The sequence below is a fragment of the Kitasatospora sp. NPDC001309 genome (genome assembly GCF_042896295.1).
Classification (GTDB): domain Bacteria; phylum Actinomycetota; class Actinomycetes; order Streptomycetales; family Streptomycetaceae; genus Kitasatospora.
Genome location: NZ_JBIAXC010000029.1, coordinates 94782 through 117288, shown reverse-complemented (window position 1 = coordinate 117288; position 22507 = coordinate 94782). Strand labels below are relative to the sequence as shown.

General features: G+C 75.6%; 30 protein-coding genes. 20 read left to right on the top strand and 10 right to left on the bottom strand.

Annotated features, from left to right (window positions below):
• Positions 1-176: 176 nt before the first annotated feature.
• Positions 177-632, bottom strand: a complete 456-nt coding sequence (locus tag ACFY2K_RS27065; RefSeq protein WP_380526993.1) for a nuclear transport factor 2 family protein — start codon at positions 630-632, stop codon at positions 177-179.
• 95 nt (positions 633-727) lie between these two features.
• Between ACFY2K_RS27065 and ACFY2K_RS27060 the strand changes: the two genes are divergently transcribed.
• Complete coding sequence (locus ACFY2K_RS27060) at positions 728-1315, top strand: PadR family transcriptional regulator (protein WP_387714749.1); 588 nt, start codon at positions 728-730, stop codon at positions 1313-1315.
• A 12-nt stretch (positions 1316-1327) separates the two neighbouring features.
• Here ACFY2K_RS27060 and ACFY2K_RS27055 read toward each other — a convergent pair whose 3' ends face one another.
• A complete protein-coding gene (locus tag ACFY2K_RS27055) occupies positions 1328-1870 on the bottom strand; it encodes a GNAT family N-acetyltransferase (RefSeq protein WP_380526989.1) in 543 nt (180 codons plus the stop codon).
• Positions 1871-1918: 48 nt separating this feature from the next.
• Positions 1919-2284 (bottom strand): DoxX family protein, encoded by a 366-nt coding sequence (locus ACFY2K_RS27050; protein WP_380526987.1) that lies wholly within the window; start codon positions 2282-2284, stop codon positions 1919-1921.
• Positions 2285-2421: 137 nt separating this feature from the next.
• Between ACFY2K_RS27050 and sigJ the strand changes: the two genes are divergently transcribed.
• Positions 2422-3378, top strand: a complete 957-nt coding sequence (sigJ, locus tag ACFY2K_RS27045) for an RNA polymerase sigma factor SigJ (protein ID WP_380641913.1) — start codon at positions 2422-2424, stop codon at positions 3376-3378.
• Between the two features lie 140 nt (positions 3379-3518).
• Here the strand turns inward: sigJ and ACFY2K_RS27040 are convergent, their stop codons facing one another.
• Positions 3519-4055 (bottom strand): SixA phosphatase family protein, encoded by a 537-nt coding sequence (locus ACFY2K_RS27040; RefSeq protein ID WP_387714744.1) that lies wholly within the window; start codon positions 4053-4055, stop codon positions 3519-3521.
• Between the two features lie 91 nt (positions 4056-4146).
• Between ACFY2K_RS27040 and ACFY2K_RS27035 the strand changes: the two genes are divergently transcribed.
• Both ACFY2K_RS27035 and ACFY2K_RS27030 read left to right on the top strand, forming a co-directional pair.
• Positions 4147-4635 carry a MarR family winged helix-turn-helix transcriptional regulator gene (locus ACFY2K_RS27035; protein WP_387714741.1) on the top strand — a complete coding sequence of 163 codons (489 nt, stop codon included), beginning with the start codon at positions 4147-4149 and terminating at the stop codon, positions 4633-4635.
• Positions 4632-5105 carry a MarR family transcriptional regulator gene (locus ACFY2K_RS27030; RefSeq protein ID WP_387714738.1) on the top strand — a complete coding sequence of 158 codons (474 nt, stop codon included), beginning with the start codon at positions 4632-4634 and terminating at the stop codon, positions 5103-5105. Before ACFY2K_RS27035 ends, ACFY2K_RS27030 begins: the two co-directional genes overlap by 4 nt.
• Before the next feature lie 38 nt (positions 5106-5143).
• Here ACFY2K_RS27030 and ACFY2K_RS27025 read toward each other — a convergent pair whose 3' ends face one another.
• Together ACFY2K_RS27025 and ACFY2K_RS27020 are read right to left on the bottom strand one after the other, a co-directional pair.
• A complete protein-coding gene (locus tag ACFY2K_RS27025) occupies positions 5144-5932 on the bottom strand; it encodes a DUF6193 family natural product biosynthesis protein (protein ID WP_387714735.1) in 789 nt (262 codons plus the stop codon).
• Positions 5933-5960: 28 nt separating this feature from the next.
• The gene (locus ACFY2K_RS27020) at positions 5961-6713 is read right to left on the bottom strand and encodes a DUF6193 family natural product biosynthesis protein (RefSeq protein WP_387714732.1); all 753 of its coding nucleotides are present in this window, start codon (positions 6711-6713) and stop codon (positions 5961-5963) included.
• 112 nt (positions 6714-6825) lie between these two features.
• Between ACFY2K_RS27020 and ACFY2K_RS27015 the strand changes: the two genes are divergently transcribed.
• Together ACFY2K_RS27015 and ACFY2K_RS27010 are read left to right on the top strand one after the other, a co-directional pair.
• Positions 6826-7719: a helix-turn-helix domain-containing protein gene (locus ACFY2K_RS27015; protein WP_387714729.1), complete on the top strand. Its 894-nt coding sequence runs from the start codon at positions 6826-6828 to the stop codon at positions 7717-7719.
• Positions 7706-8566: an oxidoreductase gene (locus ACFY2K_RS27010; protein ID WP_387714727.1), complete on the top strand. Its 861-nt coding sequence runs from the start codon at positions 7706-7708 to the stop codon at positions 8564-8566. The genes ACFY2K_RS27015 and ACFY2K_RS27010 overlap by 14 nt, the downstream gene beginning before the upstream one ends.
• Positions 8567-8614: 48 nt before the next feature.
• Here the strand turns inward: ACFY2K_RS27010 and ACFY2K_RS27005 are convergent, their stop codons facing one another.
• Entirely contained in the window at positions 8615-9709 is a 1095-nt protein-coding gene (locus ACFY2K_RS27005; RefSeq protein WP_387714725.1) for a hypothetical protein, read from the bottom strand.
• Positions 9710-9813: 104 nt separating this feature from the next.
• On the opposite strand from ACFY2K_RS27005, the gene ACFY2K_RS27000 reads away from it, so the two are divergent.
• The 4 genes from ACFY2K_RS27000 (at position 9814) to ACFY2K_RS26985 (ending at position 12287) form a co-directional block, all read left to right on the top strand.
• Positions 9814-10245: a hypothetical protein gene (locus ACFY2K_RS27000; RefSeq protein ID WP_380593914.1), complete on the top strand. Its 432-nt coding sequence runs from the start codon at positions 9814-9816 to the stop codon at positions 10243-10245.
• A 201-nt stretch (positions 10246-10446) separates the two neighbouring features.
• Entirely contained in the window at positions 10447-10914 is a 468-nt protein-coding gene (locus tag ACFY2K_RS26995) for a hypothetical protein (RefSeq protein ID WP_375896525.1), read from the top strand.
• A 42-nt stretch (positions 10915-10956) separates the two neighbouring features.
• Complete coding sequence (locus ACFY2K_RS26990) at positions 10957-11964, top strand: protein kinase (protein ID WP_387714722.1); 1008 nt, start codon at positions 10957-10959, stop codon at positions 11962-11964.
• Entirely contained in the window at positions 11961-12287 is a 327-nt protein-coding gene (locus tag ACFY2K_RS26985; protein WP_380526961.1) for a hypothetical protein, read from the top strand. Before ACFY2K_RS26990 ends, ACFY2K_RS26985 begins: the two co-directional genes overlap by 4 nt.
• A 16-nt stretch (positions 12288-12303) precedes the next feature.
• On the opposite strand, the gene ACFY2K_RS26980 is transcribed toward ACFY2K_RS26985, so the two are convergent.
• The gene (locus ACFY2K_RS26980) at positions 12304-12585 is read right to left on the bottom strand and encodes a hypothetical protein (RefSeq protein ID WP_387714719.1); all 282 of its coding nucleotides are present in this window, start codon (positions 12583-12585) and stop codon (positions 12304-12306) included.
• 110 nt (positions 12586-12695) lie between these two features.
• Positions 12696-13718, bottom strand: coding sequence for an LD-carboxypeptidase (locus ACFY2K_RS26975; RefSeq protein ID WP_387714716.1), 1023 nt, complete (start codon positions 13716-13718; stop codon positions 12696-12698).
• A 107-nt stretch (positions 13719-13825) separates the two neighbouring features.
• Between ACFY2K_RS26975 and ACFY2K_RS26970 the strand changes: the two genes are divergently transcribed.
• From ACFY2K_RS26970 to ACFY2K_RS26935, 8 genes are all read left to right on the top strand, one after another.
• A complete protein-coding gene (locus tag ACFY2K_RS26970) occupies positions 13826-14551 on the top strand; it encodes a class I SAM-dependent methyltransferase (RefSeq protein WP_387714713.1) in 726 nt (241 codons plus the stop codon).
• Complete coding sequence (locus tag ACFY2K_RS26965; RefSeq protein WP_387714711.1) at positions 14548-14985, top strand: nuclear transport factor 2 family protein; 438 nt, start codon at positions 14548-14550, stop codon at positions 14983-14985. The genes ACFY2K_RS26970 and ACFY2K_RS26965 overlap by 4 nt, the downstream gene beginning before the upstream one ends.
• A 138-nt stretch (positions 14986-15123) precedes the next feature.
• Positions 15124-15405, top strand: a complete 282-nt coding sequence (locus ACFY2K_RS26960) for a hypothetical protein (protein WP_380641883.1) — start codon at positions 15124-15126, stop codon at positions 15403-15405.
• 135 nt (positions 15406-15540) lie between these two features.
• Entirely contained in the window at positions 15541-16473 is a 933-nt protein-coding gene (locus tag ACFY2K_RS26955) for an NAD(P)H-binding protein (RefSeq protein ID WP_387714707.1), read from the top strand.
• An 83-nt stretch (positions 16474-16556) separates the two neighbouring features.
• A complete protein-coding gene (locus tag ACFY2K_RS26950) occupies positions 16557-17048 on the top strand; it encodes a hypothetical protein (RefSeq protein WP_380526948.1) in 492 nt (163 codons plus the stop codon).
• Positions 17049-17080: 32 nt separating this feature from the next.
• The gene (locus tag ACFY2K_RS26945) at positions 17081-17506 is read left to right on the top strand and encodes a VOC family protein (RefSeq protein WP_380526946.1); all 426 of its coding nucleotides are present in this window, start codon (positions 17081-17083) and stop codon (positions 17504-17506) included.
• Positions 17507-17649: 143 nt separating this feature from the next.
• Entirely contained in the window at positions 17650-18606 is a 957-nt protein-coding gene (locus ACFY2K_RS26940) for an SDR family NAD(P)-dependent oxidoreductase (RefSeq protein WP_387714703.1), read from the top strand.
• Between the two features lie 193 nt (positions 18607-18799).
• A complete protein-coding gene (locus ACFY2K_RS26935; protein WP_375895565.1) occupies positions 18800-19408 on the top strand; it encodes an EF-Tu/IF-2/RF-3 family GTPase in 609 nt (202 codons plus the stop codon).
• Between the two features lie 66 nt (positions 19409-19474).
• Here ACFY2K_RS26935 and ACFY2K_RS26930 read toward each other — a convergent pair whose 3' ends face one another.
• Positions 19475-20206, bottom strand: a complete 732-nt coding sequence (locus ACFY2K_RS26930; protein ID WP_387714771.1) for an alpha/beta hydrolase — start codon at positions 20204-20206, stop codon at positions 19475-19477.
• A gap of 316 nt (positions 20207-20522) precedes the next feature.
• On the opposite strand from ACFY2K_RS26930, the gene ACFY2K_RS26925 reads away from it, so the two are divergent.
• Together ACFY2K_RS26925 and ACFY2K_RS26920 are read left to right on the top strand one after the other, a co-directional pair.
• On the top strand, positions 20523-21470 hold the full coding sequence (locus tag ACFY2K_RS26925) for a CAP domain-containing protein (protein ID WP_387714700.1): 948 nt from the start codon (positions 20523-20525) through the stop codon (positions 21468-21470).
• A gap of 87 nt (positions 21471-21557) precedes the next feature.
• Positions 21558-22499, top strand: a complete 942-nt coding sequence (locus tag ACFY2K_RS26920) for a phosphotransferase family protein (RefSeq protein ID WP_387714697.1) — start codon at positions 21558-21560, stop codon at positions 22497-22499.
• Positions 22500-22507: the final 8 nt, after the last annotated feature.

Genomic DNA, 22507 nt, shown 5'->3' with positions numbered 1-22507 from the left:
TCGGCCGTCCCCCCTCGGAACGTTCGCCCACATCCTGCCCGCTCCGGCGGGCCGGCGGTGTCCGCGAACGGCAACAGCCGTGTCCCGAAGCGCCGCCACCCCTCCAGGCCAGGCCGGGGCGGGCGGGGGTGCACCAGGCCTGCACCGGACGGGCGTTGGACCTCGGGCAGGGGGTCTCAGGCGGTGGGCGGGGCGGGGACCAGGCCGGCGGCGATCAGGCCGGCGAAGACCGCCTGGCCGAGGGCCTGGACGGCGGACTGGGGACGGACCATCACGGTGAACTCCTTGATCCGGCCCTGCTCGTCGACGTGCACCAGGTCGATGCCGTGGATCTCCTTGCCGCCCACCACCGCCCGGAACAGCAGCACCGCCGAGGGCGCCTCGGTACCGTCCGCGCTGGTCTGCGCGGCGCCCTCGTACGCGCCGACGTAGCGGAAGTCCTCGAAGGTGCGCAGCAGCACCCCGAAGAGGCCGAGCACCATGGGCTTGCCCTCGAAGGGGCCGAACTTGACCGGGCTGTAGAAGCGGATGTCGTCGGTGAACAGGTCGTCCAGCGCGGCGAGGTCGCGGGCGTCGACGGCGGCGCGCAGGCGCTCGGCGGCGGTGGCAGCGGTGGTGGCGGCGGCGGTCATGGCGGCACTCCCGGGATAGTCATGGATGTGACTAGTCAGATTGATGACTACTACCATGCGGAGCACATCCGGCAACAGGAGGGAGGGCCGACCCGATGGCCCTGCGACACGCCGTGCTGGCCGCCCTGCTGGACGGGGAGACCAGCGGCTACGACCTGGCCAAGGCCTTCGACCTCGGCGTGGCCAACTTCTGGTACGCCCAGCCGCAGCAGCTCTACGCCGAACTGGCCCGGCTGGAACGGGACAAGCTGGTCGCCGGGCGGGAGGTGGCGCAGGAGGGGCGCCCCACCAAGCGGCTGTTCACCGTCACCGCGGCCGGCCTCGCCGAACTGGACGAGTTCGCCGCCGCGAGCGCCAAGCCCTCCTTCGTGCGCGACGACCTGATGGTCAAGGTCCGCGCCGCCGACCACCTCGACCCCGCCGTGCTCGCCGAACAGCTCGCCGAGCGCGCCGAGTTCGCCCAGGCGAAGATCGACCTGTTCGAGCGGATGCTGCACGGCATGCGCGGCGGGTGGGACGAGGCGCGGTTCCTGCGCGAGGGCGAGCGGATCGGCCCGTACCTGACCTGCCTGCGCGGCCTGGCCTTCGAGCGGGGCAACCGGGACTGGTGCCGGGAGGCGATCGCCGTCCTGGCGCGGCGCAGCCGAACGCCGGGCGGGCGCGGCGCAGTTGAGCGCAGTTGAGCGGAAGCGCGGTCAGGCGCCGGGTGCCGGGGGGCGGATTCCGAGCCACTGCTCGGCGTCCCAGGCCTGGAAGCGCTCCACCTCGGTGAAGCCCAGTTTCGCCGCGAGCCGCATCGAGGCGGTGTTGGCGCTCTGGGTGGTCAGCACCACCGCCTCGCCGGGCAGCGCTCCGGCGAGCCAGGCCAGTGCCGCCGCGCACGCCTCGGCGGCGTAGCCGCGCCCCCAGGCCCGGGGCAGGAACAGGTAGCCGAGGTCGAGCCGGCCGGTGGCGGCCGGGCGGCGGTGGCCGGTCGCCCGGCGGAGCAGGACCAGGCCGACCATCGCCCCGTCGAGTTCGGCGACGAAGGTCCCGGGCCGGTCCTCGGGCGCCCCGGGCAGCTCGCGCTCCACCTGCGCGCGCGGCCGGGCCCCGCCGAGGTAGGTGTGCACCTCGGGCGAGGAGAACAGGTCGACGAACGCCGCACGGTCGCACTCCCGGCTGCCGCGCAGCACGAGGCGTTCGGTGCGGATCGGTGCGGGCGGCCAGGCCACGGTTCCCAGGTCCAGGTCTTCCATCCGCGCACCCTAGCAAGGGCCCTCCGAGGGGCAGTTGGGCGACGGGCCCTACAGGCGGCCCCAGGCCACGAAGGCGGCCAGCAGCAGGTAGAGCGCGTCCACCGCCACCAGCGGGTACTCCCGGCGCCGCAGGCGCACCGCCGCCGCGCCGGCCATCAGCAGCGCCAGGCCGAGCGCGGCCAGCGGCACCAGCACCGGCGCGACGTGCACCAGCGCGGGCAGCACCAGGCCGAGCGCGGCCAGGACTTCGAGGGCGCCGATCGCCCTCACCGCCCCCGCGCCGAAGTCCTCGACCCAGCGGCCGCTGCGCCCGGCGGCGGCGATCCGCTCCTTGGGCACCAGCACCTTGAAGGCGCCGCCGAGCAGGTAGGCGGCGGCCAGCAGGGCGGTGACGGTCCACAGGGCAGTGTTCATGACGCTCGTTCTCCTCGGTACGTTTGTCCGCTGCTGCCCTCTGGGACAGGGCGGCCGGGCGGCCCGTGACAGCCGCCCACGGTGACGCGCGCCACCCCGGGGCCGGGGCGGCGCCGGGGACGGGAGACGGGGTGGCCATGGCGGGAGCGGCAGGAGCGGCGGGCGGCGCGGGCGCGACGGAGGCGGCGGGGTACCGGCCGCTGCTGTTCTCCATCGCCTACGGCATGACGGGTTCGGTGGGCGACGCCGAGGACCTCGTCCAGGACACCTTCCTCAACCTGACCCGCGCCCAGCGGGCGGGCACCACCGTCACCAACCTCAAGGCGTACCTGGCCACTTCGGTCACCCGCCTGGGCATCAACCACCTCGGTTCGGCGCGGGTGCGGCGCGAGTCCTACGTCGGCGAGTGGCTGCCGGAGCCGGTGGTCGCCTTCGCCGAGCGCCCCGGCGACGCCCCCGCCGAGCACGCCGAACTGGCCGACTCGCTGTCGATGGCCCTGCTGCTGATGCTGGAGGCCCTCTCCCCCGTGGAGCGGGCGGTGTTCCTGCTGCGCGAGGCCTTCGGCTACGGCTACCCGGAGGTCGCGGAGCTGACCGGCAAGTCGGAGGCGAACTGCCGTCAGATCCTGGCCCGGGCCCGCAAACGCCTGGCCGCGGGCGGCGCGGACACCCCGCTCCCCGCGGCCCGGCGGGCGGAGGGCGACGAACTGGCGCGCCGCTTCTTCGCGGCGGCCGCCGGCGGGGACCTGACCGAGCTGCTGGACCTGCTCGCCCCCGACGTGGTCTTCCACGGCGACGGCGGCGGCAAGGCGCAGGCGGTCGGAAAGTCGGTCGCCGGCCGCGAGCGCGTCGCCCAGCTGCTCGCCTTCGGCTTCGGCCGCGGCCGCGAACTCGGCATCACCCTGCACCCGGCGACGGTCAACGGCCGCCCGGGCGCGGTCTCCTACGACCCGCGGGGGCGCGTGGCCGCCGTCCTGGAGCTGGACATCGTCGACGGCGCGATCCGGGCGCTGCACTCCGTGTCCAACCCCGACAAGCTCGGCCACCTGGGCGAGGTCTCCGACATCGGGCTGCGACGGGTGCGGGAGCGGTAAACACACGAATCCCGTTCGGGTGAACCACCCCGCCCCGGCGCAGCATTGGGGCCGGCCGGGGGTAACCGTCACCGGGAGTCGCGAAGGCCCGTACCGGTGCGGGCCTTCGCGACTGCCGCCCCGGCCGCCCTCAGCCGCCCTCAGCCGCCCTTGGGCGTCCAGTGGTCGACCAGCCGCGCGGTGCCGGGCCGCAGGCGCTGCCAGGGGCCGGTGAAAGCCAGCACGGCGACGGCGGCCGTCGGGAAGCGCTCGCGCAGCCGGGCCGCCTGCGCCGGGTCGTCGGCCTCACCGGCCAGGGCGTCGGCCGCCTCGTGGAGGACGGGGTTGTGCCCGAGCACCAGGACGGTGGCGACCGGGTCGGGAAGGGCGGCGAGGAGGGCGATCAGCTGCTCGCCGGTGTCGAGGCCGTAGAGGCGCCCGTCGTGGACGGCCTCCGGTGGGGCGGGGAGCTCGGCGGCCATCAACTGCCAGGTGCGGAGGGCGCGTTCGGCGGTCGAGACGAGCGCGAGGTCGGGCGTCCAGCCGTGGCCGGCGAGCCGTCGCCCGGCGAGCGGGGCGGCCCGTAGGCCCCGCGGGGCGAGGGGGCGTTCGTGGTCGTCGACGCCGTCGGGCCAGGCGGACTTGGCGTGACGCACCAGGACGATCCGGTGCTGCTGCTCCTGCTGCTGCTCGGGCACGGGGCCGCTCCTCCGCTGTGGCGTTCGGCTTCATTCTCCCCGACCGGGAAAACAGTAGCCATGAACATAGTAGCCATGTACGGTATCCGTCATGAGCGAAGCAGCCGAGAGCGCCACCGCCGGATTCCTGGTCTGGCGCCTGTCCATGAAGTGGCGGGTCGCCGTCGACCGGGCCCTCGCGCCGCTGGACCTGACCCACGCCCAGTACGCGCTGCTGGGCTCGCTGTACGGCCTGGCCCGCACCGGGCAGCGCCCCAGCCAGCGCCAACTCGCCGACCGCACCGGCCTGGAGGCCCTCTACGTCTCCAAGCTCGCCCGCGCCCTGGAGGCCGCCGGACTGGTCGAGCGCACCCGGGACCCGAAGGACCCGCGCGCGATGCAGCTCTCGCTCACCGAACAGGGCCGCGAGGTCACCGGCCGGGCGGTCGCCGTGGTCCAGGGCCTGCTGGAGCGGCTGCTGGAACCCCTCGGCGGCCGACACAGCCCGCGCGCCCGGGAGTTCACCCGCGAGCTGACCGCCCTGCTCGACGTACCGCTGGACCCGCACACCGACGACGACGAGGAGCAGCACCGGCCATGACCACCACCACCGCAACCGCGACCACCACCGCGGCCGCCCCCGCGCTCAACCCCCGCTCCATCGCCCTGGCCCACTACGCCGCCCGCGCCCTCCTGGAGGGCGTCCTGGCCCGCCACGGCGCCACCTTCGAGCAGAACGTGACGCTGCGCGCCGTCACCGCCGCGGGCGGGTCGGTCGGGGCCGGCGAGCTCCTCGCCGAGGTCGCGGGCTCGCTCAAGGCCCCGGAGGCGGCGGTGCGCGCCGTCGTCGGCGAGCTGACGGCGGCCGCCCTGCTGGCCGAGCGCCCCGACAGCAGGCTCGAACTCACCACGGCCGGGAGCGAGTTGTACGAGCGCGCCGGGGCCGAGACGGCAGGGATCTCGGCCCGCCTGTACGCGGGCATCCCGGACGCGGACCTGGCCGCCGCCGGCCGGGCGCTGGCCCTGATCACCGAGCGCGCGAACGCCGAACTGGCCCGCCGGGCCGGGTGAACGGCGGGCGGCGGGTCAGGGGGTCAGGGGTCAGGGGGTCAGGGGGTGAGGTCCGGGGGCAGGTGCTCCAGGATCACCGCGACGGCGGCCTCCGCGCCCTCCACCACCCGCACGCTGCGGTCGGGGAACGTCAGCTCGAAGCGGCCCCGGCCCAGCGACCTGGTCCGCGGGAACTCGCCGACGCCGGGGTGCGCGGCCCGGCGGCTGAGGGTGAACCACCACATCGACTGCCCCGGTGACAGGGCCCGCAGCCGGGGCTCGGCGTGGGCGGCCCGGATCAGGTCCAGGAGTTCGGCGTCGCGGTGGGGCAGGGGGCCGCGCTGCATCATCCGCCACCGCGCGGCGACGGCCTCGGCCTCGCCGCGCTCGTGGGCCTCGGCGAGGTCCCAGGTGCGCAGGAAGGGCCACCGGGCGGTGAGTTCACGCACCCCGCTCCCCCGCACCCAGGCGTGGAACACCGCGGCGACGTCGGCCAGCTCCAGGGCGCCGCCCGTGGCCATGTGGATGCCGCCGAGCCAGCAGTCGACCAGGAAGACCCGTTCCTCGCCGCGCGGGATGATGACGGTCGCCGAGCGGCCGTCGGCCTCAGCCCCGGTCTCGGTATCGGTCTCGGTCTCGGTCTCGGTCTCGGTCTCGGTCTCGGTCTCGGCCTTCGCGGCCACGTGACGCCAGCCCGGCGAGGAGGTCAGCTCGACGGCCAGCTCCAGGCCCGCCCGGTCGGCCGCCGCCTGGAGGGCGTCGCGCACCGAGCCGGCCGCCGCCACCTCGGGGTAGAGCGCCGCGTACGCGCCCAAGGGGTCGGTGTGCTCGGGAGGTTGTTCGGACATGCGGTCGAGTGTGCCACCGTCCGGCCGGTCACCGCAGGTCGCCGGGCAGGCCCTCCAGGATCACCGTGACGGCCGCCGCCGCGCCCTCCACCGTCCGCACCCGCCCGTCGGCGTGGGTCACCTCGTAGCGGCCGCGGCCCAGCGGCCTGGTCTGCGGCAGGTCCTGGCTGACCGGCGGGGTGGCGCGGCGGCTGAGGGTGAACCAGTACATGGCCCGCCCGGGCGAGAGCACCCGCAGCCTGGGCTCGGCGTGGGCGGCCACGGCGAGCCTGCGCCATTCGCCGGCCATCCCGCGGGCGGGGCCCTGCAGCCGGCCCCGCCAGCGCCGGGCGACGGCCTCCCGTTCGCCGCGCAGGTCGGCCGCGGCGAGGTCGCGGGTGCGCAGGAACGGCCACCGGGCGGTGAGTTCGTCCACCCCGGCGCCCCGGACCCAGGAGCGCAGCACGTCGGCGGCCTCGGCCGGGTCCCGGGTGCTGCCGGTGGCCGCGCAGGCCCGGTAGTCCCAGCAGTCCACCGCGAGCACCCGGCCCCCGCCGCCACCGCCCTCGTGTTCCCCCTCGCCGTCGCCCTCGCGCAGCAGCGTGGCGTACGCGGTCCGCCCCTCGGCGCTTACCGTCGCGCCCAGCGGGCCCAGGCCCTGCGCCGCGGCCGGTTCGACGACGAGGACGTGCCCCGCCCGCTCGGCCGCCGCCCGCAGGGCCTCGCACACCGAACCGGCCGCCGCCACCGCGGGGTGCAGTGCCGTCAACTCGCTCAGGGCGTCGTGGGGTTGTTCGGACATGCGGTCGATTGTGCCAGAACGGCCCGCCCGTACGGCCGGTCGAGCGGGTGGTCGAGCGGGTGGGTGTGCCAGGGCCACCTTCTTTGTGCCGCGTCCCCCTACGGTGGTGGCCATGCACACGAACCGGCTCAGCGAGTTCCTGCGGGCCCGGCGCGCACTGGTGCGTCCCGAGGACCACGGGATGCCCGCGGGGGCGCGCCGTACTCCCGGTCTGCGGCGCGAGGAGATCGCGGTCCTCGCCGGGGTGAGCACCGACTACTACGTGCGGCTGGAACAGGGACGCGAGAGCAATCCCTCGCCCCAGGTCCGGCGGGCCCTGGCAGCCGCCCTGCTGTTGAAGGGCGAGGAAGCCGCCTACCTGCGCGCACTGGTCGACCCGCCGCACCCCGGACGCCCCGAGCCCGCCCGGGAGTACGCGGGCCCGCAGCTGGTGGCCCTGCTGGACGCCTGGGCGGACACACCGGCCCTGGTCTACGGCCGCTACCTCGACCTGCTGGCCGTCAACTCCCTGGGCGAGGCACTGTTCTCCTGGCTCGGCGGCGACACCGGTCTGATCACGGCGATGTTCCTCAACCCGAACGCCCGGGACTTCTACCGGGACTGGCCCGTCGTCGCGCAGGGGTGCGTGGCGGCGCTGCGAGCCGCCGATCCCACCCCGGACGACCGGCGGCTGCGGGAGCTGGTCGGTGAACTGTCCGTGCGCAGCGCCGACTTCGCCCGCATGTGGGCGCGCCACGAGGTACGGGCCAAGACGGCCTCGACGAAGCGCTTCCGCCATCCGCTGGTCGGGGACCTCACCCTGGGCTTCGAGACCTTCTCCGTCAACAGCGCCCCCGGCCAGCACCTCGTCGTCTACCGCGCCGAACCCGGCAGCGCCGCCGAGCAGTCGCTGGCCCTGCTCGCCGGCTCCACCGGCGCCGGTCCCCGCGACGCCCCACCCGACATCCCATCCGACACCACGCAACACGCTTCGAGCGAAGGGCACCTCCCGTATGACCTCCCCTGACGTGCCGGTCTGGTTCATCACCGGCTGCTCCTCCGGCCTGGGCCGGGCCCTGGCCGCCGCCGTACTGGAGCGCGGATGGCGGGCCGTGGTCACCGCCCGGGACCCCCGCAAGGTCGCCGACCTGGTCCGCGGGCACGGCGAACGCGCCCTCGCCCTGCCCCTGGACGTCACCGACTCCGGGCAGATCGCGAGGGCGGTCGCGCGGGCGCAGACCGCCTTCGGAGGGATCGACGTCCTGGTCAACAACGCCGGTTACGGCTACCTCGCCGCCGTCGAGGAGGGCGAGGACGACGAGATCCGCGCCCTGTTCGACACCAATGTCTTCGGTCTGGTCGACACCACCAAGGCCGTTCTGCCGGGCATGCGCGCCCGGCGCGCGGGCCACATCGTCAACATCTCCTCGCTCGGCGGCCTGGTCGGCTTCGGCGCCACCGGGTACTACCACGCGACCAAGTTCGCCGTGGAGGGCCTCTCCGAGGCGCTCGCCGCCGAACTCGCGCCGCTGGGCGTCAAGGTGACGATCGTCGAGCCCGCCGCGTTCCGCACCGACTGGTCCGGCCCCTCGATGCGCCAGTCCGCCACCGCCATCGAGGACTACGCGCCCACGGCGGGCGCACGACGCGCCGGCACCCTGGCCACCTACGGCCACCAGCCCGGGGACCCGGCCCGCGCCGCCCGGGCCGTCATCGAGGCCGTCACGGCCGGACAGCCGCCGCTGCGCCTGCTCCTGGGCAAGGCCGCGTACGACATCGCCACCGCCAAGCTCGACTCCCTCAGGGCCGGCTTCGACGACTGGCGGGAGGTCACTCTCGGCGCCGACTTCCCTCCGGAGCGGGCCGCGACCTGACGGCCTCGCCGAGCGCCGCCGGGCGCCTGCGGGCGGTCCCGGCCGGCCCTACTGGACGCTCCAGCGGTGCGGGTGGGCGGGGTCGGCGGGGCAGGCGAAGACGTTGAGCTCGCCCCAGCGGCCCACGGTGACCGCGGTCGGGGTGCTGGAGGAGCGCGGGTCCCGCTCCTCCTCCAGCGGCTTCCAGCTGCCGGTGCCGCCGTCCCACTCCGAACTGTCGACGGTCAGCAGCAGGTGCATCGGCGCCGCGCAGGCCGGGCAGTCCATCGGGGCCGGGTCGGTGACGTGCCAGGAGGCGAAGCCGCCGGCCCGCCAGCCCGGCGGGATGGACAGGTCGTACTGGTAGCCCACCGGCTCCTCCCCGTCGCCCTCGCCGTCGCCGCACCCGTCCCCGTCCCCGTCCGCGTCCCCGTCCCCGTCCGCGTCCGCGTCCGCCGCCTGCTCGGCGGCCTCCTCCTCCAGCGCCTCCTCCCAGGCGTGGATGCGGGCGCCCAGGTCCTCCGGGAGGAGGCCGGCGAACGGGTAGGCGGCCACCTGCTCGGGGTGCAGCACGCACGGCTCGGGCAGGTACCCCTCGTAGCCGACGACCTGCGGGCGCGGCGGGTCGGTCAGCACGTCGGCGACCTCCCAGGAGCGGCGCCAGCGCAGGTCCAGCAGCATGCCGGTGCGGCCGGGGCCGTGGGCGTCGAAGGGGCACCAGAACACCTGGAGCAGGTCGCAGCCGTCCGGCCCGGCGGGCAGGTCGGGGATCTGCGCCCGGTAGAGCTGGGCGAGGCCGATCAGGGGCAGCGGGTCGGCCGCGGTGCCCCCTTCCTCGACGCGGTGGCGCCGGTCGAGTTCCTTGAGCAGCTGCCGCTCCTCGTCGGTGGGGCCGGTGGCCGGGTCCCGGCGCCAGGCGGCGTCCAGGATCCGGCGCCGCTCGTGGACGTCGGCCGGCCGGTGGCCGCGCCGGTGGTTGTGGGGGTCGGTGCACACCGGCCAGGGTTCGTCCGAGGGCCACAGCAGCGGGCCGCCCACGGAGCTGACCGTCGCGTCGGGGCGCCCCGGGCGCGGGTGGAGGCGGGTGGTGGTGCCCCGGTGGGCCGTCAGCTCCGGGAAGAGCGCCTCGACGTCGAGCGGGCGCGGCGGTGTGGTCCTGGACATGCACGTGACCCTAGGCGGCCGCCGGCCACCGTTGATCATCGCCCCCGCCCCGATCAGCGCGAACTCGCGTGCGCCCCGGCCCGGGCGCGTGCCATCCTCGGGGCGTGCCCTCCCGTAACCGCCGTCTGCCCAGCGGGCTGTCGTGGCCGCTCACCGCCACGGACGTCCGCGACGCGCTCGGCGTGCTCGGCGCCGAGCGGGCGGACACCGTCCGCCTGGACTTCGACAGCCGCCCCTGGGAGGACGGGACCCTGCTGCACGCGGAGTGGATCCCGCCGGTGCGCTCCAACTACGGCACGGGCGGCTTCCACCCGGCCTGGTGGTCGACCGTACGGGTCGGCGTCTCCCCGCTGCCGGCCGCCGAACGCCCCACCGCCCGGCTCGCGTTGCGGCACGGCGCCCTGCCCGAACTCGCCGCCTGGATCGACGCCACCCGCACCGCGCCCGAGACCTGGACCCACTCCCGGCACAGCCGCCGCTGGCGCCTTGCGGGCACCGCCACCACCTTCTGCGACGACCTGCGGCCGTGGCCCTGAGCGGCCGAGGCCGCCCCCCACCTCGAACACCCGTACCCGGCAGCGCAGTCGGCGCACCCGCGGCCGCCTCCGCAGCCGGCCCGGCCGCTCGCACTACGCCGCTGCGGTGATCCTGGCGGCCCGCGCGAAGGTGTCCCCCGCGACGCGGCCCGGCGATTCGCATACTGACGGGGATCCGTCCACCGGAAGGGACACCCTGCCATGCGAAGAGGACACCGGTCGGCAGCCGCCGCCGCGTTCGCCCTGACCGCCGCCCTGACCACCGCGCTGTCCGCCGCACCGGCGGCGGGCGCCGCCACCGTCGACACCTGCGGGGGCTCCATCGGCGACTACGTCGGCCTGGCCGGGCTCGACGCACCGTTCACCGGGGCCGCCTCCGCCAACGGCAACGACCGCGCCATGACCGTCACACCGGTCGTCGCGGGCGCCAACACCTTCAAGACCGAGATCGCCACCGGCCCCAGCGACTCCCGGTACGCCATCGGCTCCTTCGAGATCAAGGTCGACACCAGCGGCCGCGGCCAGATCCGCTTCGTCTCCTACGCCGGTCACGCGATCGGCGACAGCGTCGTCTGCGCGGGCGGCGGCACCCGCGTCACGCGGATCAGCGGCGAGGTCCGCGTCCAGGACGTCACCAAGCGCATCCCCTTCACCGTCAGCCGTGTCTGACCGGCCCGTGTCCGACCCCGCCCGTGCGCCCGCGAGGACGTGATGCCACCGCCCGCCCCGCAGGCCGCCGCCGTCGCGCCCGCGGCGGCCACCGGGCAACGGCCGGCGCCCGGAGCGTGCCCGCCGCCACCGCGCCGGCCCGAAACGCGCTGCCCGCACGGCCGCGACGGCGAGGGGCTGCTGGGCGGGGACGTCGCCGGGTACGAGCCGTTGCGGCTGCTGCGCCGCCGGGAGTGCCAGAACGTCTTCCTGGCCACGGCCCCCGACGGCGGGCACGTCGCGCTCAAGACCACCTGCCGCGACGCCGCGGCCGACGTGCTCGCCCGCGCCCGCAACGAGGCCCACGGCCTGCGGGCCGCCGCCACGCACCCGGACACCGCCGACCTCGCCGGCGAAGGCGTCCACCACGACCTGCACTACCTCGCCTCCACCTGGCAGCGCGGGCTGACGCTGCACCAACTGCTGCCCCACCTCGACCGCTCCATGGCCGCCTGGTCCCCCGACAGCGCCGAGCTGTTCACCCACCTCGCCCTGGCCCTGGGCCACGCCGTCGAAGGCCTCCACCGCCACGGCGTCGTCCACGCCGACCTCAGCCCCGGCAACATCGTCCTCGGCCACGGCCGCACCCTCACCCTCATCGACCTCGACAGCTGCGCACGCGACGGCGACCCCGCCGCCGCCGCGCTGAACCGCTGCACCACCACCGCCTACGCCGCACCCGAATGCCTCGCACCCCGCCCACGCCCCGTGCCCACCCCGGCCGCCGACCAGTACAGCGCGGCCGCGATCCTCCACCGCGTCCTTAGGCAACGCCCCCACCAGCCGGCCACCGGCGACCGGGCCCGCACCCGGGAGCACCGGCTCACCCACCCCGTCCAGCCCCTCACCGGCTGGCCCGCCGCCCTCTGGCCCGACCTCCCGGAAACCCTCCGGCAGGCCCTCGACCCCGACCCCGACGCCCGCCACCCCACCACCGGCCACTTCACCGCCCGCCTGCGCCACGCCCTGACCCTCACCACCCTCACCACCCGTACCGGAGAGCACCCATGAACCGGCCCGCCCGCCGCACCTTCCTCCTCGCCACCGCCGCGCTGCTCCTCACCCCCGCCGCCCCCGCCGCGGCGGCCACCACGACGGGGACGGGCGCGCGGCCCGGGCCGGGGCCGGGGAGCGCGACGGGCGTGAACGGCGGGCCTGTCCTCGGACGGGGCGACGGGCGCACCGGCCCGAAGCGGGACGCCGTCAGCGAGCACACCTCCTCCAGCTCCGACGACGTCGTCATCATCGACCACTCCTCCTCCAGCAGTTCCTCCAGCTCCGAGGAGATCGTCGTCATCGACGATTCCTCCTCCAGCAGCTCGTCCGGATCCTGAGCACCCGTCGGCCGGTCTACTCGACGAAGTAGCTGGCCCCGAGGGCCTCGGCGGACTGCCCCGGCCCGACCTGGGCCGTCACCGGGCCCCGGCAGTTCGCGGCGGAGTGCACCAGGACCGTGGTGTTCGTGCGGTTCGCCACGTGCACCGGCGAGGTGGCCGGGTAGCAGCCGCGCTGCGGGTTCTCGTGGGGCACGCCGTTGACCAGCAGGAGCCCGGTGGCGGCCTGGGCGGGGACGGCGAGGGCGAGCATCCCGGCGGAGGCGAGCAGGACGAGGGCGAAGAACCGGCGGCGCATGGGGCGATCCTCTCGTTTCGGGCACACCGCCACGAAGCGGTGCTTCTGTGGAGGATCCTCCCGGCGCCGGGGCGGATACGGCAATCGCCCGAACCGGCGACGGAACAGGGCTAGTTGAGCGCCGCCGGGAGCGGCTGCCGCGGGCCTACGGCCGGTTCGAGCAGCGCCAAGGTGCGCCGCTGCGCGTCGAGGCCGGCGCGGATGCCCACCGGCATCGGCAGGTTGGGGCCGGCGTGCCCGAAGTCGACGTTGCCCAGGACCGGGATGTCACGCCCGCCCAGCACGTCGAGGACGATCTCGCGCAGGGTGGGGGACGCGCCGGGCTCCAGTCCGCCGATCTCGCGCGGAACGCCCACGACCATGCCCGCGATCCGGTCCAGGACGCCGCTGTGCCGCAGTACTTGGAGGTAGCTCCACACGTGGGAGGCCAGGCCGCCCATCTCCTCCCAGAACAGCACCGCGCCGTCGAAGCGCTCCAGCGGCAGCGCGAAGGGCGTCGCCTGCGCCAGCACGATGCGGTTGATCACCCCGCCGATCAGCGGGCCCTCCGCGCGACCGGGGCGCCAGCACTCCCACGACGGGCCCGTGGGCAGCGCACCGATCGCCCCGGTGCCGGTCAGCAACCCGGCGTAGAGCCCCTCCAGTTGCGCCTGCCGTGCCGCGGGCGCGCACGGCCAGCTCCCGCCGAAGCCGGGGACGGCCATGTCGGCGTGGAAGCCGACCAGGCCCGTGCGCGCGTGGAGCACCAGGTGCAGCAGCGAGATGTCGCTGTAGCCGAGGATCGGCTTGGGGTCGGCGGTGATCGCCTCGACGTCGATCAGGTCGAGGTAGCCGAGTACCGTCTGCCCGCCGTCGCTGGCGACGATCGCGCGCACCTCGGGGTCGCGCAGCAGGGCGTTGAGCTCCGCGGCGATCTCGGCCGGCGCGGCCGCGCTCCACCAGTGGCGGCGGCCCGCCGCGAGCAGCGGGGACCGGCGCGCGCGGAATCCCATCCGCTCCAGCACCGCCGCCGTCCGCTCGACGTTGGGCTCGTGGGCGGCCGGCAGCGGACCGGACAGCGCGGCGATGACGACGAGGTCCCCGGGCGCCAGGGCGCGCGGGCGCAGCAGTCGGGGGGCGGCGGAAGCGGTCATGGCGCCAGTGTCGCCGCCGCGACCGGCCGGGTCACCCGGGTTTCCGCCGTCGGCGGGCGGGAGTTCGGGGGTTCGGGGGTTCGGGGACGGACCGTAAGGTGGTCGGCATGGCTGACGAGTGCTACGCGCATCCGCGGCTCGCCGCGGTCTACGACCCGCTGGACCCCGACCGCGGCGACCTGGACGCCTACGTGGGGATGGTGGAGGAGTTCGGCGCGCGCCGGGTGCTGGACCTCGGCTGCGGTACCGGGGTGTTCGCGCTGCTGCTGGCCGGACGCGGGATCGAGGTGGCCGGGGTGGATCCGGCGGCGGCCTCCGTCGAGGTGGCCCGGGCGAAGCCGGGGGCCGGGCGGGTGCGCTGGATCCACGGGGACGCGGGTGAACTCCCGCCGCTGGATGTCGACTTGGCGACGATGACGGCCAACGTCGCCCAGGCGATCGCCGATCCGGCGGCCTGGCGGCGCACCCTGCGGGGGGCCTTGGGGGCGCTGCGCCCGGGCGGGCGCCTGGTGTTCGAGACCCGGGATCCGGCGGCCCGGGCCTGGGAGGGGTGGACCCGGGAGCACTCCCACCGGGTGACGGAGGTCGCCGGGGTCGGGCCGGTGGAGCACTGGATCCAACTGGTCGAGGTGGAATGGCCGTTGGTGTCCTTCCGCTCGACGTACGTGTTCGGCGCGGACGGGCAGGTGCTGACCTCGGACTCGACGCTGCGCTTCCGGGAGCGGGCCGAGGTGGAGGAGGACCTGGCCGGGGCGGGCTTCGTGCTGGAGGAGGTGCGCGGGGCGCCGGACCGGCCGGGGCGGGAGCTGGTGTTCGTGGCCCGCCGCCCGTGACCCCCTCCCCCGCACACCGCGCGCATCCCGCCGACCCCGCCGACCCCGCCGATCCCGACGTCGCCCTCGTCCTGGCCGCCTACGCCGCCTACGCCCGGGGCGACATCGACGCCGCCGTCGCCGACCTGCACCCGGACGTGGCGCGGGTGGAGCCCGAGGAACTGCCCGACGGGGGCGCGCACACGGGCCGGGACGCCGTGCACGCGTACCTGAGCGCCTCGTACGCGATGTGGTCCGAGCTGCACTCGGAGCCGACCGCGTACCGGCGCGGCGCGGACGTCGTGATCGTCCACCACGTGCACGGCACGCTGACGGACGGCGACGCGCTGGACCTCACCGTCGCCGACGTGTTCACCGTCCACGACGGCCGGGTGGTCGCCATGCACGCCCGCACCGACCCGGCCGAGGTACTGCGGGGCACCCCTTCGGGGTGATCTTGGTCGGGTGTCGGCGCGGCGCCGGGCCGGGCGGGGCGGGGCGTCCGGTAGGTATGGGCGGGGCCGGGGGTTCGTGGGCGATGGATGCCCGCCGCCGGCCGTCAACTCCGCACCCACCGAAAGGTTTTGCCTGCCATGAAGCTGGTCCGACGAGTCGCCGCCGCCGGTTGCACCCTCGCCCTCGCCCTGGGCGGCGCGGTCGCCCTCGCCCCGGTCGCGAGCGCTACCCCGCAGGGGTGCTTCTACTACGTCCTGGAGAACAAGCCCGACGCGGACACCCAGCTCGTGGAGGACGCCTGCTCGGTCGGCGCGGCCGGCGGCCAGGAGGCCTTCCAGGGCTGCTACCACCTCCTGCGGGACGACTACGTCCCCGCCGTCGTCGCGGCCACCGCCTGCCGCAAGGCCGCCCAGGAGTAGCCCGCCCCGGGACGGGAGCGGCGCGGAAAGTCGGACGGGCCGACTTTCCGCGCTGCTCCGCGCCCAGGCGGCACGCACCGCCCGACATTCTTTAACCGGGTTGCCTTCTTAACCCGGTAATGTTTTCATGGCGGTATGAACCCGCAGCCAGGCCTTCCCCCCGTCCTCGTCACCGGAGCCACCGGCCGCCTCGGGCGCCTCGTCGTCGACCACCTCCTCGACGCGGGCGTGCCGGTGCGCGCCCTCGCCCGTCGCGCCGAGGCGGCGGCGGACCTGCCGGCCGGGGTCGAGGTCTTCGCCGGTGACCTCACCGTGCCCGAGTCGCTGGACCCGGCGCTGGACGGCGCCGGGGCGGTCTTCCTCCTGTGGACCGCCCCGCCCGGCACCGCCGGGGCGGTCCTCGCGCGGCTGGCGGCGCGCGTGCGGCGGGTCGTCCTGCTCACCTCCCCGCACCGGACGCCGCACCCCTTCTTCCAGCAGCCCAATCCCGTGGCGGCGATGCACGCCGACCTCGAACGCCTCCTCGCGGCCACCGGGGTCGAGTCGACGGTCGTCCGGCCCGGGATGCTCGCCTCGAACGCGCTGGCCTGGTGGGCCCCGGCGATCCGGGCGGGCGAGGTGGTCCGCTGGCCCTACGGCGCCGCCGAGACCGCGCCCGTGGACGACCGCGACGTGGCGGCCGTCGCGGCGCGCACGCTCCATCAGGACGGGCACGCCGGGGGCGACTACGTCCTCACCGGCCCCGAGTCGCTGACCCAGGCCGCGCAGGTGGGCGCCATCGGCGACGCCCTGGGGCGCCGGATCGCCTTCGAGGAGATGACGCCGCAGGAGTTCCGGAGCCTGTCGAAGGACGTGCCCGCGCCGGCCGTCGAGATGCTGCTCGCCGCGTGGAACGCCGCGCTCGGCCGGCCCGCCCACGTCACCTCCACGGTCGCCGACGTCCTCGGGAGGGCGCCGCGCACGTTCGGCCGGTGGGCCGCCGACCACACCGCCGCGTTCACCCGGGAGGAACGGGAGGTCCAGCAGGTCCAGCAGGCCCGGCAGGCCCAGGGTCCGCTGGGTCCGTGAGCTCCTCGGGCCCGGGATGGTTCGTTTCCCGACCGTGCGTCGGTCGTTGAGCGCTGCACCACATCTCAACGGAGAGCCACCCCATGCCCGTTCGCCCCCGGCGCGCGGCGGCCGCAGCCGTCCTCGCCGCCGTCCTGCTCCTGTCCCCCGCCGCCGCCCGCGCGGCGGAGCGGCCGGTGACGTACAGCCTGCGCAACGCCCGGACCGGCACCTGTCTGCACCACGTCCCGGGCACCACCCAGGTGCGGCTGGAGCCGTGCGACGCGGCGGCGCCCGGGCAGCGGTGGGAGCTGCGGGCGGTGGGAGCTGCGGTGAACGTGGCGGCGCTCGACCCGCAGAAGGGCGCCTGGGGGTGTGTGGCGATCGGTGACAACTGGGGCATCCGCTACGGCCAGTGCCGCGCGACCGAGGCGGCGTGGAGCGTGGCGGACGGCGGCCGGTCCCGGGTCCGCTCGGAGTCGGACCTCAACGACAACGACCTCTACCTGACGGAGACCCGCGAGGGCGGTCTGGGCGCCCGGCCCGGGGGCACCGGCCCGTCCGCGGACTGGACCGTGACGGCCGATAATCCGTGAAGCGCCTCTGCGTCCCCTGCTACGGTGCCCGGATGTCAGCGATCAAGCAGTTCCAGGTCACCTTCGACTGCGCGGAGCCCGCGCGCGTCGCCCGCTTCTGGTGCGAGGTGCTGGGGTACGTCATGGCAGCGCCGAAGGGGTTCGCCTCCTGGGACGCGTACGAGGCCTCCCAGCCGGCGCAGGAGCGGGGTTCCTGGTCGGCGTGCACCGACCCCTCGGGGGCGGGTCCGCGGCTGTACTTCCAGCGCGTGCCGGAGGGCAAGGCCGTCAAGAACCGGGTGCACCTGGACGTGCGGGTGGGCACCGGGCTGGTCGGCGAGGAGCGCCTGGCCGTGCTCAAGGCCGAGGCCGCCCGGCTGGAGGCCCTGGGCGCCACGCTGGTGCAGGTGCTGTACGACGGCCAGGACTCGTGCATCCCGATGCTGGACGTCGAGGGCAACGAGTTCTGCGTCGACTGAGCACCCCCGTACGTGGTGGCGACGGCCGTCCGACAGCGGGGACAGCGCTCTGCCGGTGAGGTGTGAGCGGCCCGCGCGAACCTGGGGCCGGGGCGTGGTCGACGCGCCCCGGCGACCGCGCACAGCACACCCAGGGAGCACCCGTGCCCAACTCCGCACTCCAGAGCCCGCCGTGGGACGTCCACCGGCTGCCCCGCGCCGAGGGGAAGGTGTTCCTGGTCACCGGCGCCAACGCGGGCATCGGCTACTTCGTCGCCGAGCAGCTGGCCGCCACCGGGGCGAGTGTCGTCCTGGGCAGCCGCGACCGGGGCAGGGCCCTGGCCGCGATGGCGTCCATCGGCGCGCGGGTGCCCGGCGCGAGGCTGCGCCACCTGCCGCTGGACCTGGCCGACCCGGCCTCGATCGAGGCGTCCGCCGGGGCGCTGCGACCGGAGCGCCTGGACGCGGTCGTCCTCAACGCGGGCATCGCCCTCGACGACCCGCCGCGCCGCACCGCCGGGAGCGGCCACGAGCTGATGTTCGCCACCAACCACCTGGGCCACTTCGCGCTCACCGCCCGCCTGGCCCCGCTGCTGCTGGCCACCCCGGGCAGCCGGATCGTCACCACCGGCAGCTTCGCCGCCAAGTCCGAACGCCTGGACCTCGCCGACCTCCAGAGCGCCCGCGACTACCGGCCCAAGCGCGCCTACGCCCGCTCCAAGCTGGCCCAGATGCTGTTCGCCGTCGAGCTCGACCGCCGCCTGCGCGCCGCCGGGAGCGCCACGCTGAGCGTCCTGACGCACCCGGGCGGCGCGCTCGACGCCCTCACCCCCGCCCGCCCGCCGCTGCACGGGCGCACCCCCGGCGAGCGGCTGAGCCGCCTGCCGCTGGGCCTGGTCGTCCAGGGCAAGGACACCGCCGCCTGGCCGGCGGTACGGGCCGTGCTGGACACGGGAGTTCACGGCGGCCCGGTGCTGTGGAGCCCGCGGGTGTTCGGGCTGCGCGGCGAGCCGAGGCCGGAGCCGCTGTGGGAGCACCTGGCCGACAAGGCCACCGCGGCCCGGCTGTGGGAGGCCAGCTGCGAACTGGCGGGCTGCGAGCCGGTGTTCTCGATCGGGTGAACTCCCCGACGCCGTGGGGTTGTGCGGGGTGGGGCCCGGCCCCGGTCCGGCAGGATCGGCGGTCTGGGCCGGCAGCGGACCGGGCGGCCGACCACGGGGGGAGGGCCGTGCTTCGCAGGAGCGCGGCACTCCCGCAGGTCGTCGCCGGTGCGTGCGGCAACCGAGCAGCAGGTGATGGAGGGAGTTCGTGCGGGTGGAGGAGACGGATGACTCGGGTCGGGCCGAGGACACGGCGGGACCGTTCCTGATGGGGATCGACGACACCTTCCAGGTCCCCGGGCGGGGGTGCGTGGTCACCGGCCGCGTCGAACGCGGCACGATCACGCCGGGCGGCAAGGCGGAGGTCGTCGGGGTCGGCGCGAACCGGACGGTGGCCTGCGTCGAGATCGAGCGGACCGGCACGCGGGGCGCGCAGGAGCAGGCGCGGGCGGGTGAGTCGGTGGGCCTGCTGCTGAGCGGTGTGACCAGTGAGCAGCTGGCCCGTGGCCAGGTGCTCGCCGAGCCGGGCAGCATCAGCGCGTGCACCACCTTCGAGGCCGACGTCGAGCTGTCGCCCGCCGAGGTGAGCGGGCGGCACAAGGCGGTCTCCCGCGACGACTGGCCGGTGTTCCACGTGCGCGGCCTCGACATCGCCGGGTCGGTGGAACTGCCGGAGGGCACCGAGGCCGTCGAGCCCGGTGCGAGCGTGAGCCTGACGGCGACGTTGACGACCGCGGTCGCGCTGGAGGCCGGGACGCCGTTCCTGCTGCGCAAGGCCGGGAGCACGCTGGGCTCCGGCGTGGTCACGCGGGCCCTCGGGTAACACCCCGCGGGCCGGGCCGACCGCGGGAGGGGATCCCCCGGCCGGCCCGGCTCACCGAGGCCGGTGTCACCTCAGGTGGCGGTCGTAGAAGCGGCTCGTGTCCTCCAGCTCGAAGGCGGGGGTGCCGGTGTGCCCGCCGAGGTTGGCGTGCAGGGTCTTCTCGGTGGCGGCGAAGGCGTCGAACAGGTCGAGGGCGCGCTCGCGGGGGTTGCCCTCGTCGTCCCACTGGAGCAGGAACAGCAGCGGGACGGTGACCTGCCGGGCCTGTTCGCGTACAGCGCGGGGCACGTAGCCGCCGGCGAACAGGCCGGCGGCGCCGATGCGCGCGTCGGTGGCGGCCAGGCGGATGCCCAGCGCCGTCCAGCCCGAGTAGCCGACCGGGCCGGTGGCGACCTCGGGCAGGGTCAGGAGGGCGTCCAGGGCGGCCCGCCACTCCGGGACGGCGGCCTCGACGAGGGGGCCGACGAGGGCTTCGAGGATCACGTCGACCACCTCGCGCGGCTCGCCGGCCCGCATGGCGCCGCGCAGGTCGGCGCGGGCCTGCTCGGCGGCCTCCGTGCGGGGGCGGTCGCCGCAGCCGGGGGCGTCGATGGCGGCCGCCGCGTAGCCCTGGGCGGCGGTGTAGCGGGCCCGGGCGACGAGGCGGGGCTCGCGCCGGGGCAGGCCGTTGTTGTGGGCCATCAGGATCAGCGGGGCCGGCTCGGTGCCGGTCGTCCACAGGGTGCCGGGGGTGTCGCCGAGGAGGAACTCGCGCTCCAGGACGCCGTCGGCGAGCCGCCGTTCGGCGGTGAAGGCCAGGGAGGCGGAGGGGGCGGGAGGGGCGGAGGGGGTGAAGTGCACGGTCGTGCCTTTCGGGAGAGCTGCTGAACGGCGCTCCCGGGCGACGACCTATCGCCCGACCGTGACCCCGGAGGAGAGCACCCATGTCATCGTGTCCACGGGTACCACCTCCTCGTTCTCTCGCACGGCCTGCCGGAAAGGTAGCAGCGCCCGCCGCCCCGCGCCAAACGGTTTCGGACCACGCCCGTTGATCGGTTGTCTACCCGGCGCTGTTGTCCTGTCCTACGCCCCGCCCGCCCGCCGGCCGGCGGTCCGCCGAGCGTAGGAGATCCCCGTGTCCCACCCGTCGTCCACCCCCACCAGCCGTCCGGCCCCGGGCGCGCGCCGCCGCACCCGCCTGGCGGCCCTGGCGTTCGCCGTCTCCGCGCTGTCCGCGAGCGGTGCCACCCTGCTGGCGGCGCCCGCGAACGCCGCGACCGCGGGCGTGGTCGAGCAGATGGTCACGATCCAGGACCACCAGAACCACCACTCGCTGGCCGGCTCCGACGGCGAGGGCTCGCGGATCGTCGCCCGCGGCTACCAGGACGCCTCCACCTCGTTCTGGATCTCCAACAAGCCCGGCGACCGGGTCGACTTCGCCCGCAACGTCAACGGCACCGAGCGCGTGCTGGAGATGGACACCCGCGACAACCGCACCACCCAGTTCATCCACTGGTGGGCGGGCGCCAACCAGCAGTGGACCCTGGAGTCCGCCGCCGAGGGCGGCACCTACCTGCGCAACGCCCAGGGCAACGGCTGCCTGACGTACCACGGCCTGGACCGGGAGGTCACCGTCGAGGGCTGCGACGGCAGCATGTCCCAGCGCTTCGACCTGGTCGCCTCCGGCGGCACCGGCACCAACCCGGGCAACGGCGGCGGCCCGGTCACCTCCGACCAGCAGCGCTTCCTGGACCGGCTGAACGCCCTGCGCGCCCAGTACGGCAAGGCGCCGGTGCGGTTCAACGCCACGCTCGCCCAGGCCGCCAAGTGCAACGCCGACCAGATGGACCAGCGCCGGGTCTCCGGGCACTTCTGCGACTCGGGCCGCATAGCCTCGGGCCTGGGCTACACCGGGCGCGGCTTCGGCGAGATCGCCTTCTGGGGGCCCACGAACATCGACGCGGCCGTCGACGGCTGGATCAACTCCCCCGACCACCTGGGCATCATGATCGGCAACTACAACGAGGTCGGCCTGGCGCGTACCGGCGCGGCCTCCTGGAACGCCGATTTCAGCACCCGCTGACACCGGCACCCCGTGGACGCCGGCGCGGGCCGGCGTCCACGGGAAAGCCCGGTGCGGCGGCGGAGTGCCGGGCCTAGCATGCGCGGGGTGAACCTCTCCCACCTCTCCCACCTCGGCGTGCCGCTCGGGCCGATGATCCGCGTCCACGGCGGGTTCGCCAACCGGACGTACCGGCTCGACACCGACCAAGGGTCCTTCGCCGTCAAGGAGTTGAGCCCCGCCGACCGCCGCCGCCCCTACCGGGTCGAGGACGTGTTCGCCTTCGAGCGGGCGGCCTTCGCCGCCGGTGTCCCGATGCCGGAGCCGGTCGCCGCCGACCCGCACACGCTCGTGCACCGCTGGGTCGAGGGCGAGAAGGTGCCGGAGGAGCCGGTGCCGGAGGCGTACGCGTTCGAGGTCGGCCAGATCCTGGCCCGCCTCCACGCGCTCGACGTCCCGTGGACCCCCGAGCCGGCCGAGTCGGCCGAGGGGCCGACCCTCCGGGACTGGCCCGCGCTCGCCGCGCGGGCGCAGGCGAGCGGACAGCCGTGGGCCGGCGAACTCGCCTCCCGCGTCGGCACGTTCCTGGCCATCGCCGACTTCCTCGACGCCTGCGAGCGGCCCGGCCCCGTGGTGCTCACCCACCGCGACGTCCAGCCGTGGAACCTGCTCGCCCGGGCGGGCCGCCCGGTCCTGCTCGACTGGGAGCTCTCCGGCCCGCTCGACCTCTCCGGCGAGCTCGGCTCGACCGCGCTGGGCATCGCCAAGGGCCCCGGCCTCGACGACATCAGGCCCGCCGTCTTCCGCCGCGTCCTCGACGGCTACGCCGCAGGCGGCGGAGCACTGCCGCCGCCGGGCCCCAGCTGGTTCGCGTACACGGTCGGCGGCTGGCTGGGGCACACCCGGTGGAACGTCCTGCGCTGCCTGGCCGGGGCCGAGGCGGGCACCGGCCCCGAGCTCGCGCTCTCCCACGCGTCCGTACGCGGCGGCCTGAACGGCCTGCCCGACCTGTTCGACCGGCTCCCGCAGCTGGAGGCGCTGCTCGCGTGAGGGCGGGC

Coding starts and splice junctions, on each gene's coding strand:
- ACFY2K_RS27065 (WP_380526993.1), bottom strand. CDS start 632: ATGACCGCCGCCGCCACCACCGCTGCCACCGCCGCCGAGCGCCTGCGC.
- ACFY2K_RS27060 (WP_387714749.1), top strand. CDS start 728: ATGGCCCTGCGACACGCCGTGCTGGCCGCCCTGCTGGACGGGGAGACC.
- ACFY2K_RS27055 (WP_380526989.1), bottom strand. CDS start 1,870: ATGGAAGACCTGGACCTGGGAACCGTGGCCTGGCCGCCCGCACCGATC.
- ACFY2K_RS27050 (WP_380526987.1), bottom strand. CDS start 2,284: ATGAACACTGCCCTGTGGACCGTCACCGCCCTGCTGGCCGCCGCCTAC.
- sigJ (WP_380641913.1), top strand. CDS start 2,422: ATGGCGGGAGCGGCAGGAGCGGCGGGCGGCGCGGGCGCGACGGAGGCG.
- ACFY2K_RS27035 (WP_387714741.1), top strand. CDS start 4,147: ATGAGCGAAGCAGCCGAGAGCGCCACCGCCGGATTCCTGGTCTGGCGC.
- ACFY2K_RS27030 (WP_387714738.1), top strand. CDS start 4,632: ATGACCACCACCACCGCAACCGCGACCACCACCGCGGCCGCCCCCGCG.
- ACFY2K_RS27025 (WP_387714735.1), bottom strand. CDS start 5,932: ATGTCCGAACAACCTCCCGAGCACACCGACCCCTTGGGCGCGTACGCG.
- ACFY2K_RS27020 (WP_387714732.1), bottom strand. CDS start 6,713: ATGTCCGAACAACCCCACGACGCCCTGAGCGAGTTGACGGCACTGCAC.
- ACFY2K_RS27015 (WP_387714729.1), top strand. CDS start 6,826: ATGCACACGAACCGGCTCAGCGAGTTCCTGCGGGCCCGGCGCGCACTG.
- ACFY2K_RS27010 (WP_387714727.1), top strand. CDS start 7,706: ATGACCTCCCCTGACGTGCCGGTCTGGTTCATCACCGGCTGCTCCTCC.
- ACFY2K_RS27005 (WP_387714725.1), bottom strand. CDS start 9,709: ATGTCCAGGACCACACCGCCGCGCCCGCTCGACGTCGAGGCGCTCTTC.
- ACFY2K_RS26995 (WP_375896525.1), top strand. CDS start 10,447: ATGCGAAGAGGACACCGGTCGGCAGCCGCCGCCGCGTTCGCCCTGACC.
- ACFY2K_RS26990 (WP_387714722.1), top strand. CDS start 10,957: ATGCCACCGCCCGCCCCGCAGGCCGCCGCCGTCGCGCCCGCGGCGGCC.
- ACFY2K_RS26985 (WP_380526961.1), top strand. CDS start 11,961: ATGAACCGGCCCGCCCGCCGCACCTTCCTCCTCGCCACCGCCGCGCTG.
- ACFY2K_RS26980 (WP_387714719.1), bottom strand. CDS start 12,585: ATGCGCCGCCGGTTCTTCGCCCTCGTCCTGCTCGCCTCCGCCGGGATG.
- ACFY2K_RS26975 (WP_387714716.1), bottom strand. CDS start 13,718: ATGACCGCTTCCGCCGCCCCCCGACTGCTGCGCCCGCGCGCCCTGGCG.
- ACFY2K_RS26970 (WP_387714713.1), top strand. CDS start 13,826: ATGGCTGACGAGTGCTACGCGCATCCGCGGCTCGCCGCGGTCTACGAC.
- ACFY2K_RS26960 (WP_380641883.1), top strand. CDS start 15,124: ATGAAGCTGGTCCGACGAGTCGCCGCCGCCGGTTGCACCCTCGCCCTC.
- ACFY2K_RS26955 (WP_387714707.1), top strand. CDS start 15,541: ATGAACCCGCAGCCAGGCCTTCCCCCCGTCCTCGTCACCGGAGCCACC.
- ACFY2K_RS26950 (WP_380526948.1), top strand. CDS start 16,557: ATGCCCGTTCGCCCCCGGCGCGCGGCGGCCGCAGCCGTCCTCGCCGCC.
- ACFY2K_RS26945 (WP_380526946.1), top strand. CDS start 17,081: ATGTCAGCGATCAAGCAGTTCCAGGTCACCTTCGACTGCGCGGAGCCC.